This window comes from Salinimicrobium sp. WS361 (genome assembly GCF_050750585.1).
GTDB lineage: Bacteria > Bacteroidota > Bacteroidia > Flavobacteriales > Flavobacteriaceae > Salinimicrobium.
This window is the reverse complement of the sequence record NZ_JBOJLM010000004.1, coordinates 1-15,206: the sequence shown is the minus strand read 5'-3', so window position 1 is coordinate 15,206 and position 15,206 is coordinate 1. Positions and strand designations below refer to the sequence as shown.

Sequence of the window (15,206 nt, the reverse complement as noted above, 5' to 3'; positions counted from 1 at the left end):
CTTTATTTCTTTCTATAAAATTATTTTTGTTGAGAAGCCTTTCTCACATGATAAGAACAGCCAAATACCAAGACTTAGCGACCATTAAAAGCCTCACTGAAGCCTGTGCCCACGCTATGCAGGAAAAAGGGATCCTGCAGTGGAATGAATTTTATCCTTCTTTAGAGCGGCTCAAAAATGACATTTTACAGGAGGAATTGTATGTGCTTGAAGAAGAAGCAACCATTGAGGGGATTATCGTGTTGACGCCTACCATAGATGAAGAGTACCTGCCTATAACCTGGCTCACTCCCAGCGGGAATAACCTTTACGTGCACCGCCTGGCTACCAATCCGCAGAAGTGGGGCAACGGGCATGGGCGTACGCTTATGGATTTTGCTGAAGATTTTGCACGTAAGCACAACTATGATTCTGTAAGGCTGGATACCTTCAGCCAAAACCAGCGAAACCAAAGGTTTTACGAAGCCCGTGGCTACAAAAGGCTGGGGAATATTTATTTTCCGAAGCAAAGTGAAGCACCTTTCTACTGCTATGAAAAAGTGATGGAGTAATGGCTGTAGTGAACTTCAAAAATATCAATCAGCTTGCAATTCCGGCAATAATCGCGGGCATTGCAGAACCTCTCATCTCCTTAACCGATATTGCCATTATTGGAAATGTAGATCAGGATCCTGTTGAAGCTCTTGCCGCAGCAGGAATTGTAGGTTCATTTCTTTCGGCTATTATCTGGATCGTAGCCCAAACTAAAACCGCTATTTCGGCTTTGGTGTCACAGCATTTTGGTGCAAATCGCATTCATGCAGTTAAGACACTGGTGCCACAGGCTATTTTTTTCAACTTTTTACTGAGTCTGGTGATCTATGCCGTGACAGCCTACTTCGCTGCTGCGATCTTTAGTGCGTATAATGCTGAAGGAAAGGTCTTAAATTATGCTGCCGACTATTATCGTATCCGTGCGATAGGCTACCCACTTACCCTGGTCACTTTCGCTCTCTTTGGTGTTTTTCGTGGGCTCCAAAATACGTTGTGGGCCATGAAATGCAGCCTCACCGGCGCGGTTCTAAATGTAGGGCTCGATTTTATGCTGGTTTATGGCATAGAGGGCTGGATTCCCGCCATGCATCTTGAAGGTGCCGCTTATGCCAGTGTTATTGCACAACTGGTCATGCTGGTCATGGCACTGTATTTTTTCTTCAAAAAAACGCCTTTTCACCTGGGCCTTAGCCGCACAATCAATCCACAGATGAAAGCCCTGCTTTTAATGAGCGGAAACCTTTTTGTGCGTACTGCAGCTTTAAATTTCGCCATTTACCTTGCAAATGCCTATGCGACAGATTACGGTAAAAATTACATTGCTGCGCAGAGTATACTCATGAACATCTGGCTCTTTTTCAGCTTCTTTATTGATGGCTATGCCAATGCCGGAAATGCCATGGGCGGCCGCCTCCTGGGAGCCAAAGATTACAACGGCTTATGGCAGTTGAGCAAAAAGATCAGCAAATATTCTGTGATCATCGCTGTTTTTTTAATCGGGATTTGTGCGCTGTTTTACGAAGAAATAGGATTGATCTTCAGCAAAGAAACACCGGTGCTGCTGCTGTTCACTTCTGTTTTCTGGATGGTACTGTTCATGCAGCCTGTGAATGCCATTGCTTTTATGTTCGACGGAATATTTAAAGGGCTGGGGGAAGCAAAATATCTTCGGAATGTGTTGCTGGCAGCTACCTTTCTTGGTTTCACCCCGGCGCTGCTCATCGGCGATTACTTCGGATTAAAACTCCACGCCATCTGGATCGCTTTCTTTGTATGGATGCTGATTAGAAGCAGTGCGCTGGTAATTAAATTCCGCAGGAAATATCTGTACAAAGAAACCTAGAAGTACAGGACTGAAAATAAAAAATGTAACTTTACGGGAAAGAGTAAAAAAATGACCACGAACAGGGAGAATGGAAGTTTGTACACCAACATTGTTAACGGGATTGCTTCTCTTGAATTTGGGCACCCGGCAAGTAATTCTTTTCCCGGGATACTGTTAGAACGGCTTGAAAAGGAACTGCATAAACTGTCAGATGATGATGAGGTAAAGATCATCATTTTAAGAGCTGAAGGAGACAGGGCATTTTGTGCCGGGGCTTCATTTGATGAGCTTTTGGCGGTAGAGAATATGCAGCAGGGGAAAGTCTTTTTTTCGGGATTTGCCAATGTGATCAATGCCATGCGCAGCTGTAAGAAACTGATTATTGGCCGTATTCACGGAAAAACCGTGGGCGGCGGGGTAGGCCTGGCAGCAGCCTGCGATTATTGTTTTGCTACTGAACATGCCGCAATAAAATTATCTGAACTAAGTATAGGAATCGGCCCCTTCGTCATTGCCCCGGCAATTGAGCGAAAAATGGGGGTAGCCGCCCTTGGCGAACTTACCCTTGCAGCACACGAGTGGAAAAATGCTTACTGGGCAAAGGAAAAAGGCCTTTATGCCCGGGTTTTTGAAAACACAGCTGACATGGATAAGGAACTGGAATTCTTTTCAGAAAAACTGGCTTCTTACAATCCTGCTGCCCTTCTGGAAATGAAGAAAGTGCTGTGGGAAGGAACCAGGAACTGGGATTCTTTGCTTCAGGAACGTGCGGCAATTTCGGGAGAATTGGTCCTTTCAGAATTTACACGAAGCGCTTTATCAAAATTCAGGAAATAATATGGAATTAATGAATGTAGTGCTCTTTCAGGAGATAGAGAAAACCAAAGCTTTCCAGGTAGGCTATGAAGTAGGTTATTTTGTAGGTTCTAATTTTTGGGAAGTAGTGACCGCAGCCGTGGTGATTCTGGCTGTTATTCTTTATCTTGCTTTCTTCAGAAAGAAAAAAAGCATCAGCTAAAAATGTCATTTTTGACACCTAAAATGCAGGCAGTATGAATTTTCAGCAGGAACATATACCAAAAGATCAACCCGCAAGTGAAAGGGAAGGCTACGGATTTTCTTTAGAGAATTTCCTCGAAGACCAATGGATGTACCTTGTAGGCATCCTTATCATTTTAGGCATATTTTTCTACGCGAGGTATGCCTGGCGCAAAAGAAATGAACGCTAATGCAGGAAAATCTCCCCGTAAATGAGGAAACCTTTGACCTGCTCAGGTTTTTAAGTGGCTATGGCTTTTGGCTGCTCCTCGCAATTTTGTTAATCGTGGTGGTGTTGTATAAAAAATTCAGGAAGTAGGTTTTAGCGGGTCTTCAACCAGCCTGTAATGCTCAGCCTTTCGGTTTTTACCGGTTTTACTTCGTGCTCCAGGATCTGGCTTTCAAAAATGACCATTCTTCCAGGGAACGGGTAAATGCTTTTTGGAACTTCAACGCCATTTTCATTGTTATAAATTACAAGTTCCCCTCCATACTCGGGCTGCCAGTCCTGCTCATTGAGGTAACACACCATAGAGAGTTTTCGCCTGTCGTCATTTTGAAAGGTGTCCAGGTGTCGTTTGTAGAAAGTGCCTTCGGGATATAGGGCGTAATGGAATTCTTTATGTAGAATCCCGGTAAAGCAGGTGCGGTTAAGGTAATCTACAAAATCGTTGATCCTTCTAAAAAAGGCTTTTTCGGCCTGCGCTACTTCCGCTTCATTTAACCATAAAATAAAATCCCCGCGAATAGATTTTGCGATAATTTCATTGGTTCGGTTTCCTATTGCAGCCTTTTTGAAGTTGTCTTCTTCATATTTGTGCAACAGGGAATTGCGTAGCTCCAGGACTTCTTCGGGGCTGAAGAAATCTTCAACAATAGAATATTGCTGCTCAGAAAGATCTGTAATGATCTTTTCATAAACCGGGTTCTCTATAATTTCCAATGTCATTATTTTAGGCGTGCAAATGTACGTTTGAATTTCCCATATTTTATGTGGTCTTCAAAGCAAAGATTTATAATTTTTTAGGCTGAATAGTTAAATTTCGTGTAGCCAAGCTCTATCTTTGCCCAAAATTAAAGTATGGCAACTATTCGCATCACCAAACAATTTTCTTTTGAGGCAGGCCACGCCCTTTTTGGCTATGACGGCAAGTGTAAGAACGTGCACGGCCATAGTTATAAATTAGGGGTAACAGTGCAGGGAGAGCCCATAAAAGATGAGGATAACGTGAAGCTGGGAATGGTCATAGACTTTGGGGACCTCAAAAAAATTGTAAAACAGGAGATCGTTGATAAATTTGATCATGCTACTGTTTTTAACAAGAACACGCCTCATGTTGAGCTGGCAGAAGAATTACAAAAGAGAGGCCACAACATCATTCTTGTTGAATACCAACCCACCAGTGAGAATATGATCCAGGATTTTGCTGAAAGAATAATGAGCCGCCTGCCAGAGCATATTAAGCTTTTCTCCCTGAAATTACAGGAGACCGAGACTTCTTATGCCGAATGGTACGCTTCAGATAACCTTTAAGGTTTTTCATTTTTCATCCCCGAATATCCGAAGATAAAATTATTGGCCCGGCCCAGTTCCTCAGGTAAGATCACGTGCCCGGCATCGGGAAAAATTTGTAGCTCCACCTGCGCATTTTTGTTCCTTAGAATATCAGCGGTTTGTTGCACCCTTTCGGCAGGTACGTGCGCATCGGGATCGCTAGTGCCCAGGTAAACCGGGGTGCCTTCAAAATTCGTAAGATAATTTCCGGTGTTGATTTCTTTGCCTATAAGTCCGCCAATAATCCCAATTACCCCGCCGTACCTTTTGGCATTTCGCGTTACATATTCAAGCGTGAGGCAGGCACCCTGTGAAAATCCGAAGAAATAGATATCTTCTGAAGCTATGCCCTCATCGTTGAGTTCCTTTTCCAAAAGCTGAAGCATCTCTACAGCCGAATCCAACCACGGCTGATTTTGTTGTACCGGGGCCATAAAAGAGAGCGGGTACCAGCTGTTGTTATAAGCCTGTGGGGCAACCAGGGCAAAATCTTCTATTTTAAGATGATCGGCCACTGCCAGGATATCTTCGGCAAAGCCGCCCCTGCCATGCACCATGATGAGTGCCTTTTTTGCATCTTTTAGAGGAGTTCCGTTATACTTGAAATCTTTTTGATGTAACATGTCTAAAATTTTGAAGGGTTGAGGTTTACCGGTTTTACGGCTTTTTCTATCAGTTCCCTGCGCGATTCATACTGCGGCGGAAGCTTAAGCTCCTGCCCCAGCGTATCCTGCGCTTCATCAATGGCAAATCCGGGTTCGGCTGTGGCTACTTCAAATAAAACGCCTCCGGGTTCCCTGAAGTAGATAGATTCAAAGTATTGGCGATCTAATACCGGCGTGGGGTTATAACCCGAACTGGCCAGCTTCTCCCTAACCCCTAACTGACTTTCTTTATTTGCTGTAGAAAAAGCCAGGTGATGTACCGTGCCGCCGCCGCCAAGACCCCGCAGTGCATCGGGCCGGCATAGAATGTCTACGTAGTTCCCCGGCGCATCTGTAGCCGCAAAGCGAAAGCGGTTTCCTTTTTCGGCAATTAATTTGTGATCAAGAACTTCCTGCAGTAAACCCGCAGTGCCTTCATAACCTTCCTGCCATATTTCTACGCTGTAGAATCCGCGGATGGAATGCTCCAGCGGAATTTGCCCATAGGTCCATCCCGGCCTGTCGTCGCGCTCATTAAAAACCAGCTCCAGCCCCAGCCCGTCGGGATCTTCAAAATAAATTACCGCCTCGCCATCAAACCTGTCTTGCGCAGGTTTAAAGTCGATATTGAACTTTTTAAGACGCTCTTCCCAAAACAGAAGAGAATTTGCAGGCACCGAAAATGTGGTGATGTTGAGCATGCCTTTGCCATGCCGGCCTTTTTTGATCCCTTCATAAGGAAAGAAGGTCATGATAGATCCTGGCTGGCCTTGTTCATCGCCATAATAAAAGTGGTATACATCGGTTGCATCAAAGTTTACTGTTTTCTTGACCATGCGCAGCCCCAGGATTCCCGTGTAGAAATCAAGATTTTTTTGCGGCTCACCCGCAAGGGCAGTGACATGATGTATTCCGGTAATTAGCTGGCTCATTATTTACTGTTTGTTTTAAAGATACTTTTAATTAATAAAATGCCCAAGTACAGCGCCGTGCGATGGCCTTTTTTCTGAAGATTTTAACTTCGGAAATTTTAAAACTATCTTTACCGGCAAATCCTTAGCATGCAGATACCCGAGGGTAAAAAGATCTATTTCGCAAGTGACAACCACCTGGGAGCACCAACGGCCGAAGAAAGCCGCCCCAGGGAAGCAAAATTCGTGGCCTGGCTTGAGCACGTAAGTAAGGATGCTGCAGCTATTTTTCTCCTGGGAGATTTGTTCGATTTCTGGTTTGAGTACAAACATGTGGTTCCAAAAGGATTTGTGCGAACATTGGGAAAACTCGCCCAGTTGAGGGACAGGGGTATTCCTGTATATTTCTTTGTAGGTAACCATGATCTCTGGATGGATGATTATTTTGAAAAGGAACTCGATATCCCGGTATTTAGAAAGCCAAAGGAGTTTGTTTTCAATAACAGGAAGTTCCTTATTGGTCACGGTGACGGGCTGGGGCCGGGAGACAAAGGCTATAAGCGCATGAAAAAGGTATTTACCAATCCGCTTTCAAAATGGCTGTACAGGTGGCTGCATCCCGATTTGGGCGTGCCTTTGGCGCAGTACTTTTCGGTGAAGAACAAGGCTATTTCGGGAGAAGAGGATGTGCAGTTTTTGGGAGAAGAAAAGGAATGGCTTATTCAATACTGCCGCCGAAAGCTGGAAACACAACATTACGATTACTTTATTTTTGGTCATCGCCACCTGCCGTTAGATATCAGCCTTCAGGAAGATGCTACCTATATGAACCTGGGAGATTGGATCAATTTCTACACTTACGGAGTTTTTGATGGTAAAGAACTTCAGCTTAAAGAGTGGAAAAATGAAAACCTTCAGAAGTAACGCACTTCTTTCACATCAGTTTTTAGGATAATAATCATCTACACATGCTTAGTTTGATCTTCGGAAGGAATTTCTTCCGAAGAAAATTGGGGCTAAATCTTTTCTGGCTTCAGGAGAATTACTGGTGAAAATTTCAGAATTTTTAGGGGAAATATAAATTTACAGAGGTGCCAAAAATGCCATTTTTGACACCCATTTTTCTTCAGTTATAAAATTGCAAAACCTGCAATCGTTTTCGATGCTAAAATGTTGATTTCTTTCATTATGCAAATGATATTTGTCATATTGGTAGGCTTTTAATAGAGGTATCTTTAGGTAATATAAATCAGGAAATGTGTACGGCAGTTTCCGCAATTTTTAAAGCCATGAAAAATATCCTAATCCCCTTCGATTTTTCTGAAGTATCTAAAAATGCTTTGGATTACGCTGTGAAATTTGCAGATAAGGATCCGTTAATTAATTTATTCCTACTCAACATTACTGAAGAAGGTGCTGATGTTAATGCTATACGTGAGAATTTTAAAAAAATCATCAAAAAATATAAAAAACCGCTCTCTCCCGAGATCTATACCTTGGTGCAGACCGGCGAATTGGTTTCCTCTATCATTCAGCTTCAAAAAGAGTTAAAGGTTGATATTATTATGATGGGAACCAGAGGTGCCAATCTCGAAGAAGAAAATGTGGCAACTACCACTTCACGCCTGGTACAGGAAGCCGACCTCCCAGTTTTGGTGATTCCAGAGAAATATAAAAAATTTAGACTTGAAAGTATAATCCTCTCTTTAGGTAACGAAAAGATTGCCGACAGATCTCCTTTATATGTGTTACTTGATGTTTCAAGAAAACACAAGGCGCAGGTCCATGTTTTAACCATACAACAACAAGAGATGGCAATGGGCTATAGCGAAGATGATGAGAGTAATGAAACTACCCTCAATTATTTTCTTGAAATGTTCTATTCTCACCACACCTTCCATGAAAGTGAAGACATTGAAGCTGGAATTTTGAATTACATTAAAAAGAACGATATGGATATGCTGGCCATTATGCCAAAAACCCACTTACCGGGTGATGAAGCTTCTCCAGGCCGTCTTACAAGATTGCTCACGCTACACTCAAATGTTCCATTACTGGTGCTTGATTAAGCAAAAGCAGGAACACCAACTTTCTCACTGCTGGTGAGAATATAAACTTTATTACCGCCATAGATTATGGCACCATTTATAACCACTCAATATTTAGATCATGAAAAATGTTTTAGAAAGACCTCAAGCCACAAACCTCGATAAATACGGGTTGAAAAACTGTAGAGTGAACTGGAACCTTTCTGGAGAAGAACTTCAGGAAATCGCTGTACGTAAGGGAATGGGTACCGAAACTGAAAATGGCACCCTTAGTGTCAATACAGGAACTTTTACCGGTAGATCTCCACAGGACCGCTTTTTGGTAAAAGACGATTACACCAAAGACAAAGTGTGGTGGGGAAATATCAATAAACCTTTATCTTCAGAAAACTTCGGATTGCTGTACGATAAAGTCACCGAATACCTATCTGGTAAAGAAATTTACGTTCATGACGGTTATGTGTGTTCACACCCAGATTACCGAATGAATGTGCGCACCATTGCCGAATATCCATGGTCTGCATTCTTTGTAAAGAATATGTTTTTAAGGCTTAAGGAAGAAGAACTTAAAGATTTTTCTGAAGAATGGCTGGTACTATGTGCTCCCGGTTATGTTGAAGCCGAACCCGCCAAGTACGGTTTACGCCAGGGAAACTTTAGTATTCTTGATTTTACCAGAAAAGTTGCGCTTGTAGGAGGTTCTGCCTATACTGGCGAAATGAAAAAAGGAATTTTCTCTGCTCTTAACCTTATCCTTCCGGTTGAAAAAGATGTACTACCTATGCACTGTTCTGCCAACGTAGGACAGGAAGGAGATACTTCTATTTTCTTCGGACTTTCAGGAACAGGAAAAACCACGCTTTCTGCCGATCCAGATCGTAAGCTTATTGGAGATGATGAGCACGGATGGACATCAGAAGATGTGATCTTTAACTTTGAAGGTGGTTGTTATGCCAAGGTTATTGGCCTTACCGAAGAATCTGAACCAGATATCTATCGCGCAATTAAACCAGGGGCTTTACTTGAAAACGTGATCTTTAAAAAAGGCACTAAAGAAGTAGACTTTTTTGATGCAACCATCACTCAAAATACCAGGGTGAGTTATCCTATAGATCACATTGCCGATATCCAGTCACCATCTTACGCCAAAAACCCAAAGAATATTTTCTTCCTTACCTGTGATGCATTTGGAGTACTTCCTCCGGTTTCAAAACTAACTCCGGGGCAGGCTGCATACCACTTCATTTCAGGATATACAGCAAAAGTTGCCGGAACAGAAGCCGGAATTACTGAGCCTGTACCATCATTCTCTGCTTGTTTTGGTGCGCCCTTCATGCCGTTGCACCCAACTGTTTATGCGGAAATGCTGAGCACCAAAATGAAAGAAGCCGGGGTTAACGTATGGCTTGTGAATACCGGATGGAGCGGTGGCCCATTTGGAGTAGGATCAAGGATCAAACTGAAATATACCCGTGCCATGATCACTTCTATTTTGAAAGGAGAACTTGAAAACGTAGAATTTGAAATGCACCCAATATTTGGTCTTTATATGCCGAAATATTGTCCTAATGTGCCTATCGAAATGCTGAACCCAATCAATACCTGGCTGCAAAAAGGAGCCTATATTCAAAAGTCAATTCAGCTGGCACATTCTTTCCACCTCAACTTCGAAAAATTCTCTGCTGAGGCATCGGAACAGATCATTAATGGAGGTCCGCTAATTGATGAGCACCACCACATGGAAGCAGAATTTTAACTAGAGCTTTTCTAACCACGAGGAGGCCGTCTTAGATTTCTAAGACGGCCTTTTCATTTTAATACTTCAATACTTACCAGTTAGTTAGGGATGTAAAGCCCAAAAATGTCTTCTGCTGAATTACTTCGCTGGCTTAACCTATAGTAACCTGACGTATCTGCACAAAAAAAATAGGGAGCTTTTTACAGCTCCCTATTTTTCTTATAGTTAAATGATATTTATTTTTTCATCAATTTTGACCTGTTGTACTCGTAGTTCATCCTGGCGATGTTGAGAACAGAAATACCTTCAGGGCATTCTACCTCGCAGGCTTCAGTATTGGTACAGTGGCCAAAACCTTCTTCTTCCATTTGGTTTACCATGCTCACCACTCTGGTTGAGGTCTCTTTATCTCCTTGAGGCAATTGCGCCAGGTGTGAGATCTTGGCACTTGTAAAGAGTGCAGCACTTGAATTTTTACAACTGGCCACACAAGCCCCACATCCAATACATGCCGCAGCATCAAAAGCAGCTTCAGCCTGTTCAAAAGTGATGGGGATTGAGTTGGCTTCGGGAGCCTGGCCTGTGTCTACAGAAACATATCCGCCAGAGGTAATTATATGATCCAGCGCCGATCTATTTACCTTTAAGTCTCTCACGATAGGAAAGGCCGAAGCTTTAAAAGGCTCTACGTAAATAGTGTCTCCATCATTAAAAGACCTCATGTGTAGTTGGCAGGTGGTGGTATTTTTTAGAGGCCCGTGGGCAATACCATTGATCATCACTCCACATTGCCCACAAATACCTTCGCGGCAGTCATGGTCAAATTCTACCGGTAAATCTCCCTGCTTTATTAATTTTATGTTCAGGGTATCCAGCATTTCCAGGAATGACATGTCTTTGCTTACTTCATCCAGGTGATATTCTTTAAATTCTCCTTTGCTCTGGCAGTCACGTTGACGCCATATTTTTAATGTAATCTTCATAACTTTCTATTTATAACTTCTCACCGTTGGTTTTACGGTATCAAAGACCAGGGGTTCACGGTTTAAAATTGGCTGAGATGCATTGCCTGTCCATTCCCAGGCTGCCGAATAGCAGAAATTCTCATCATCCCGCCGGGCTTCGCCATCTTCAGTTTGAAATTCGGCTCTAAAATGGGCTCCACAAGATTCTTCCCTGTGAAGGGCATCTACGCACATAAGCTCTGCCAGCTCCATATAATCTGCAACCCTGCCGGCTTTTTCAAGCTCACTATTCACTTCTTCGGCACTTCCAGGTACCAGTAGGTTGGTTTTGTATTCTTCTCTTAAAGTTCTTATGTTCTCTATAGCTTTTTCCAGACCGTCTTTGGTGCGAAGGAGTCCGCATTTATCATAGAGTTCTTTTCCGAGCTCTTTATGGAATTCTTCGGCTGTTTTTTTACCCTTGCAGCTTAAAAATGACTGCATTTGGTCTTTTACCAGCTTCTCACTTTCCTCAAATGCCGGGTGATTGACCTCGATCTTCGGAATTTTAATTTGATCGGCTAAATAATTCTGAAGGGTGTAAGGCAGAATAAAATATCCGTCTACACAAGCCTGCAACAGGGAATTTGCTCCCAGTCTATTGGCTCCATGGTCTGAAAAGTTAGCTTCTCCAATAGCAAAAAGTCCGGGTACAGTGGTCATAAGTTCATAATCTACCCACAAACCACCCATTGAAAAGTGGGCTGCAGGGGAGATTTTCATAGGTTCTTTATAGGCATCAATACCGGTAATTTTCTTGTACATGGTGAAAAGGTTGCCATATCGCTCGGCAATTACGTCTTTGCCGTATTCTTTAATAGCTCTGGAAAAGTCGAGGTAAACGGCATTTTTGAGAGGTCCCACTCCTTTGCCCAGGTCTATTTGCTCTTTGGCAGCTCTCGATGAGATATCGCGGGGCGCCAGGTTTCCAAATGATGGATATTTTCTTTCGAGGTAATAATCTCTGTCCTCTTCCGGAATTTCGCCGGGAGCACGGGTTTCATTTTTATCTTTGGGCACCCAGATGCGGCCGTCATTCCGCAGGGATTCACTCATCAGCGTTAATTTAGACTGATGTTCCCCACTTTGAGGCAGACTGGTTGGGTGAATTTGAGTCCAGCTGGGGTTAGCCATGTAGGCCCCTTTCTTATGAGCCCGCCAAATAGCTGAAGCATTACAACCCATAGCCAGGGTAGAGAGGTAGTAGATCTTACCAAAACCTCCTGTTGCCAGTACTACAGTGTGTGCGCCGTGACGTTCAATTTCGCCGGTGTCGAGGTTCCTTGCTATAATTCCGCGTGCTCTACCCTCAATGATCACCACATCCAGCATTTCGTGACGCGCATAAAGCTTTACCTTTCCGGTATGCTGCTGTCTCAACAAAGCCTGGTAAGATCCCAGGAGCAGTTGTTGTCCTGTTTGGCCCCTGGCATAGAAGGTTCGTGATACCTGCACGCCACCAAAAGATCGGTTTCTCAGGTATCCGCCGTATTCCCGGCCAAAAGGCACTCCCTGAGCTACAGCCTGATCTATAAGACTTGCAGAACATTCGGCAAGGCGGTAGGTGTTGGCTTCGCGTGAGCGGAAGTCGCCTCCTTTTAAAGTGTCATAAAACATACGGTACACACTGTCACCGTCATTCTTATAATTTTTGGCTGCATTCACGCCTCCCTGGGCGGCAACAGAGTGTGCGCGTCTTGGAGAGTCCTGAAAGCAGAAACTTTTTACATTGTATCCCATTTCGGCCAGAGATGCTGCCGCAGATGCTCCTGCCAGTCCTGTGCCCACCACAATTACTTCTAGTTGTTTACGGTTGTTTGGGCTTACAAGACGGGCTTTTGCTTTATAGTTGTTCCATTTCTCGGCTAAAGGGCCTTCAGGAATTGGTGCTTTTAAGGTCTTGCTCATGATTGTAGATTAAAGTAGAGGAATAGAGGAATAATAATATATCCTATGGTAATAATTACAGCGAAGGACTTTCCTGCTATGTTTATAATTCGGTTGTACATGGGGTGATAGATTCCCATTGTTCTATGAGCACTAAAAACGCCGTGAAGTAGGTGATAACCTAAAGCGAGTATGGCCACAATATATAGCACAACATACCAGAGTTGTTCAAAAGCAACAACCACAATGGTGTAGAGATCTTTATTCCCGTTAGTATCTACCGGAAGTTCACCAAACTTGTAGTGGTACCAAAAGTCTTTAAAGTGAATTACCAGGAACACAAAAATTATAATACCCAGGGCCATCATATTTCGGGAATACCAGGAACTGGCTCTTCCACGACGGTCATAGGAATATGAAGTGCCATTGGCTTTTCTTTTCTTAAAAGAAAGGTAGATGGCATCTATTGAATGCAGGAGGATGCATAGGTATAAAACGTACGAAACAAGTTTTATAACGATGTTACCACCTAGCAAATGGCTGTAGGAGTTGTACTGAAGCTGCGCTTCTGCTGCGGGCAACAGTAACTGTAAATTACCTAAAAGATGAATGATTAAAAAGAACGACAAAAACAAGCCTGTAATTGCCATAAGGTTCTTTCGGGTAACGGAGTTTTTTATGAATATCATTATTAAGTGAAATTTCTGTCAAAAAATGAATAAAGAAAGGGAGCAAACTGCTTCAGAAAAGCTTCTGAAGCAGTTTGTCCGTTTTCTCAGTGTCTGATTTGTTTAAATCAGGAAATCAATATGCCATCTCAAAAAAGGCTTTTTCAAGCTCCTCTCTATGATCGGGATGAGCAATAGAGATAAGTGCTTTGGCGCGTTCTTTAAGGTTTTTTCCGAAGAGATTGACTACCCCATATTCAGTGGCTACATAATGTACGTGGGCCCTGGTTGTGGTAACCCCTGCGCCTACTTTGAGGGAAGGAACAATCTTTGAAATCCCTTTATTGGTCACCGATGGCATGGCAAAGATGGCTTTACCGCCTTCAGAAAGAGATGCACCGCGAATGAAATCCATTTGGCCACCCACTCCCGAAAAATGATATTTTCCGATAGTATCGGCGCAAATTTGTCCGGTTAGGTCTATCTCAATAGCCGAGTTAATAGCAGTTACCTTTGGGTTTTGCCTTATAATAGCAGAATCATTGGTGTAAGCAGCTTCTTTAAAATGCACTACCGGGTTATCATCAATATAGTCGTACAACTTCTGACTTCCGGCTGCAAAGCAGGTCACGATCTTTCCGGTCTTGATCTTTTTCTCTTCGCCGGTGATGATTCCTTTTTCAATGAGCGGCAACACCCCGTCTGAGAATAATTCGGTATGAATTCCCAGGCGCTTGTGGTTCATTAATTTAGAAAGCACCACATTTGGAATACCTCCTATTCCCATTTGCAACGTAGCACCATCTTCTACCAGTCCGGCTACGTATTCTCCCACTTTTTGTTCAATAGGCGAAGGTGTGGGGATGTCGTGAATATGAATAGGCTGGTCTACTTCAATGGCTGCGTGAATTTGGCTTACGTGAATAATACCATCTCCATGAGTGCGAGGTACCCTTCGGTTCACCTGCGCTATCACCTTTTTTGCAGTTTGTACTGCTGGTAAGGCGATATCTACAGAAACCCCCAGCGAACAATAACCGTGTTCATCTGGCGGAGAAACCTGTACGAAAGCCACGTCGAGCGGAAGAATATTTCTGCGGAAGAGCAAATGTATCTCACTTAAGAATATAGGAATGTAGGCGCCAATACTGGAGTTGACTGCCTGCCTTACATTACCCGCCACAAAGCAACTGTTGGTCCTGAAGGATTCATTGTAAGGAGGCTGCGTATAAGGTGCAGCCCCTTCAGTATGAATATGAATAAACTCCACATCCTGTAGTTCACGATAGCGTTGGGTAAGCGTATCTATGAGTACATTGGGAGTCATTGCGGCACCGTGCAGGAAGACTCTATCTCCCGATTTTACGTGAGATACAGCTTCTTCTGGGGAAACTATGTTAAGAGAATCTCTCATAATGCTGAATTTTAATTTTTGTAAATATTAATTCTGAAGGTTTATTCCTCAATAAGGATTTCCAGAAGTTTTATCGCTGCTTCACTGATCTTTGTACCGGGGCCAAAAACTGCTACGGCACCTGCGTCAAAGAGGAACTGGTAGTCCTGTGAAGGGATCACCCCTCCAACAATCACCATGATATCTTCTCTGCCGTATTTCTTGAGCTCTTCAATTACCTGTGGCACTAATGTTTTATGCCCTGCAGCCAGAGAAGAAACTCCTAAAATGTGCACGTCGTTTTCCACGGCTTGCTTTGCAGCTTCTGCCGGAGTCTGGAACAATGGTCCTATGTCTACATCAAAACCCACATCGGCATAACCTGTAGATACTACTTTGGCACCACGGTCATGACCATCCTGTCCCATTTTAGCCACCATAATCCTTGGGCGGCGGCCTTCC

General features: G+C 43.3%; 18 protein-coding genes. 10 read left to right on the top strand and 8 right to left on the bottom strand.

From position 1 onward, the window contains the following. Positions 1-47: 47 nt before the first annotated feature. The 6 genes from ACQ93I_RS04850 to ACQ93I_RS04825 are packed head-to-tail and all read left to right on the top strand — an operon-like array spanning position 48 to position 3,215. On the top strand, positions 48-551 hold the full coding sequence (locus ACQ93I_RS04850; RefSeq protein WP_431697429.1) for a GNAT family N-acetyltransferase: 504 nt from the start codon (positions 48-50) through the stop codon (positions 549-551). Beyond that, positions 551-1,876 (top strand): MATE family efflux transporter, encoded by a 1,326-nt coding sequence (locus ACQ93I_RS04845; RefSeq protein ID WP_423817814.1) that lies wholly within the window; start codon positions 551-553, stop codon positions 1,874-1,876. The genes ACQ93I_RS04850 and ACQ93I_RS04845 overlap by 1 nt, the downstream gene beginning before the upstream one ends. 51 nt (positions 1,877-1,927) lie before the next feature. Further along, positions 1,928-2,695 (top strand): enoyl-CoA hydratase/isomerase family protein, encoded by a 768-nt coding sequence (locus ACQ93I_RS04840; RefSeq protein ID WP_431697428.1) that lies wholly within the window; start codon positions 1,928-1,930, stop codon positions 2,693-2,695. 1 nt (position 2,696) lies between these two features. Further along, positions 2,697-2,876 carry a hypothetical protein gene (locus ACQ93I_RS04835; RefSeq protein WP_266070877.1) on the top strand — a complete coding sequence of 60 codons (180 nt, stop codon included), beginning with the start codon at positions 2,697-2,699 and terminating at the stop codon, positions 2,874-2,876. Positions 2,877-2,910: 34 nt separating this feature from the next. Next, the gene (locus ACQ93I_RS04830; protein WP_266070876.1) at positions 2,911-3,087 is read left to right on the top strand and encodes a hypothetical protein; all 177 of its coding nucleotides are present in this window, start codon (positions 2,911-2,913) and stop codon (positions 3,085-3,087) included. After that, on the top strand, positions 3,087-3,215 hold the full coding sequence (locus ACQ93I_RS04825) for a hypothetical protein (RefSeq protein WP_431697427.1): 129 nt from the start codon (positions 3,087-3,089) through the stop codon (positions 3,213-3,215). Before ACQ93I_RS04830 ends, ACQ93I_RS04825 begins: the two co-directional genes overlap by 1 nt. A gap of 3 nt (positions 3,216-3,218) precedes the next feature. Here ACQ93I_RS04825 and ACQ93I_RS04820 read toward each other — a convergent pair whose 3' ends face one another. Continuing rightward, the gene (locus tag ACQ93I_RS04820; protein WP_431697425.1) at positions 3,219-3,845 is read right to left on the bottom strand and encodes a 2OG-Fe(II) oxygenase; all 627 of its coding nucleotides are present in this window, start codon (positions 3,843-3,845) and stop codon (positions 3,219-3,221) included. 132 nt (positions 3,846-3,977) lie between these two features. Between ACQ93I_RS04820 and queD the strand changes: the two genes are divergently transcribed. Continuing rightward, entirely contained in the window at positions 3,978-4,430 is a 453-nt protein-coding gene (gene queD, locus ACQ93I_RS04815) for a 6-carboxytetrahydropterin synthase QueD (RefSeq protein WP_266070873.1), read from the top strand. Here the strand turns inward: queD and ACQ93I_RS04810 are convergent. Next, entirely contained in the window at positions 4,427-5,074 is a 648-nt protein-coding gene (locus tag ACQ93I_RS04810; protein ID WP_345599770.1) for an alpha/beta hydrolase, read from the bottom strand. The genes queD and ACQ93I_RS04810 overlap by 4 nt on opposite strands. A 2-nt stretch (positions 5,075-5,076) precedes the next feature. Continuing rightward, positions 5,077-6,027, bottom strand: a complete 951-nt coding sequence (locus tag ACQ93I_RS04805; protein WP_431697423.1) for a ring-cleaving dioxygenase — start codon at positions 6,025-6,027, stop codon at positions 5,077-5,079. Between the two features lie 129 nt (positions 6,028-6,156). Here ACQ93I_RS04805 and ACQ93I_RS04800 point away from each other — a divergent pair, with 129 nt between their 5' ends. The 3 genes from ACQ93I_RS04800 (at position 6,157) to pckA (ending at position 9,810) form a co-directional block, all read left to right on the top strand. Next, a complete protein-coding gene (locus ACQ93I_RS04800) occupies positions 6,157-6,930 on the top strand; it encodes a UDP-2,3-diacylglucosamine diphosphatase (protein ID WP_431697422.1) in 774 nt (257 codons plus the stop codon). Between the two features lie 365 nt (positions 6,931-7,295). Then, positions 7,296-8,075 carry a universal stress protein gene (locus ACQ93I_RS04795; protein WP_266070869.1) on the top strand — a complete coding sequence of 260 codons (780 nt, stop codon included), beginning with the start codon at positions 7,296-7,298 and terminating at the stop codon, positions 8,073-8,075. A gap of 100 nt (positions 8,076-8,175) precedes the next feature. Continuing rightward, positions 8,176-9,810 (top strand): phosphoenolpyruvate carboxykinase (ATP), encoded by a 1,635-nt coding sequence (gene pckA / locus ACQ93I_RS04790; RefSeq protein ID WP_431697421.1) that lies wholly within the window; start codon positions 8,176-8,178, stop codon positions 9,808-9,810. A gap of 218 nt (positions 9,811-10,028) precedes the next feature. Here the strand turns inward: pckA and ACQ93I_RS04785 are convergent, their stop codons facing one another. The 5 genes from ACQ93I_RS04785 to ACQ93I_RS04765 all read right to left on the bottom strand — a co-directional run. Continuing rightward, on the bottom strand, positions 10,029-10,775 hold the full coding sequence (locus tag ACQ93I_RS04785) for a succinate dehydrogenase/fumarate reductase iron-sulfur subunit (RefSeq protein WP_431697420.1): 747 nt from the start codon (positions 10,773-10,775) through the stop codon (positions 10,029-10,031). 6 nt (positions 10,776-10,781) lie between these two features. After that, complete coding sequence (locus ACQ93I_RS04780) at positions 10,782-12,704, bottom strand: fumarate reductase/succinate dehydrogenase flavoprotein subunit (protein ID WP_431697419.1); 1,923 nt, start codon at positions 12,702-12,704, stop codon at positions 10,782-10,784. Further along, entirely contained in the window at positions 12,701-13,372 is a 672-nt protein-coding gene (locus ACQ93I_RS04775) for a succinate dehydrogenase cytochrome b subunit (protein ID WP_431697417.1), read from the bottom strand. The genes ACQ93I_RS04780 and ACQ93I_RS04775 overlap by 4 nt, the downstream gene beginning before the upstream one ends. Before the next feature lie 115 nt (positions 13,373-13,487). Beyond that, a complete protein-coding gene (locus tag ACQ93I_RS04770) occupies positions 13,488-14,765 on the bottom strand; it encodes an acetyl-CoA hydrolase/transferase family protein (RefSeq protein ID WP_431697415.1) in 1,278 nt (425 codons plus the stop codon). A 41-nt stretch (positions 14,766-14,806) separates the two neighbouring features. After that, positions 14,807-15,206, bottom strand: a 400-nt coding sequence (locus tag ACQ93I_RS04765; RefSeq protein WP_431697414.1) for a cobalamin-dependent protein, incomplete at its 5' end; no start/stop codon positions are given.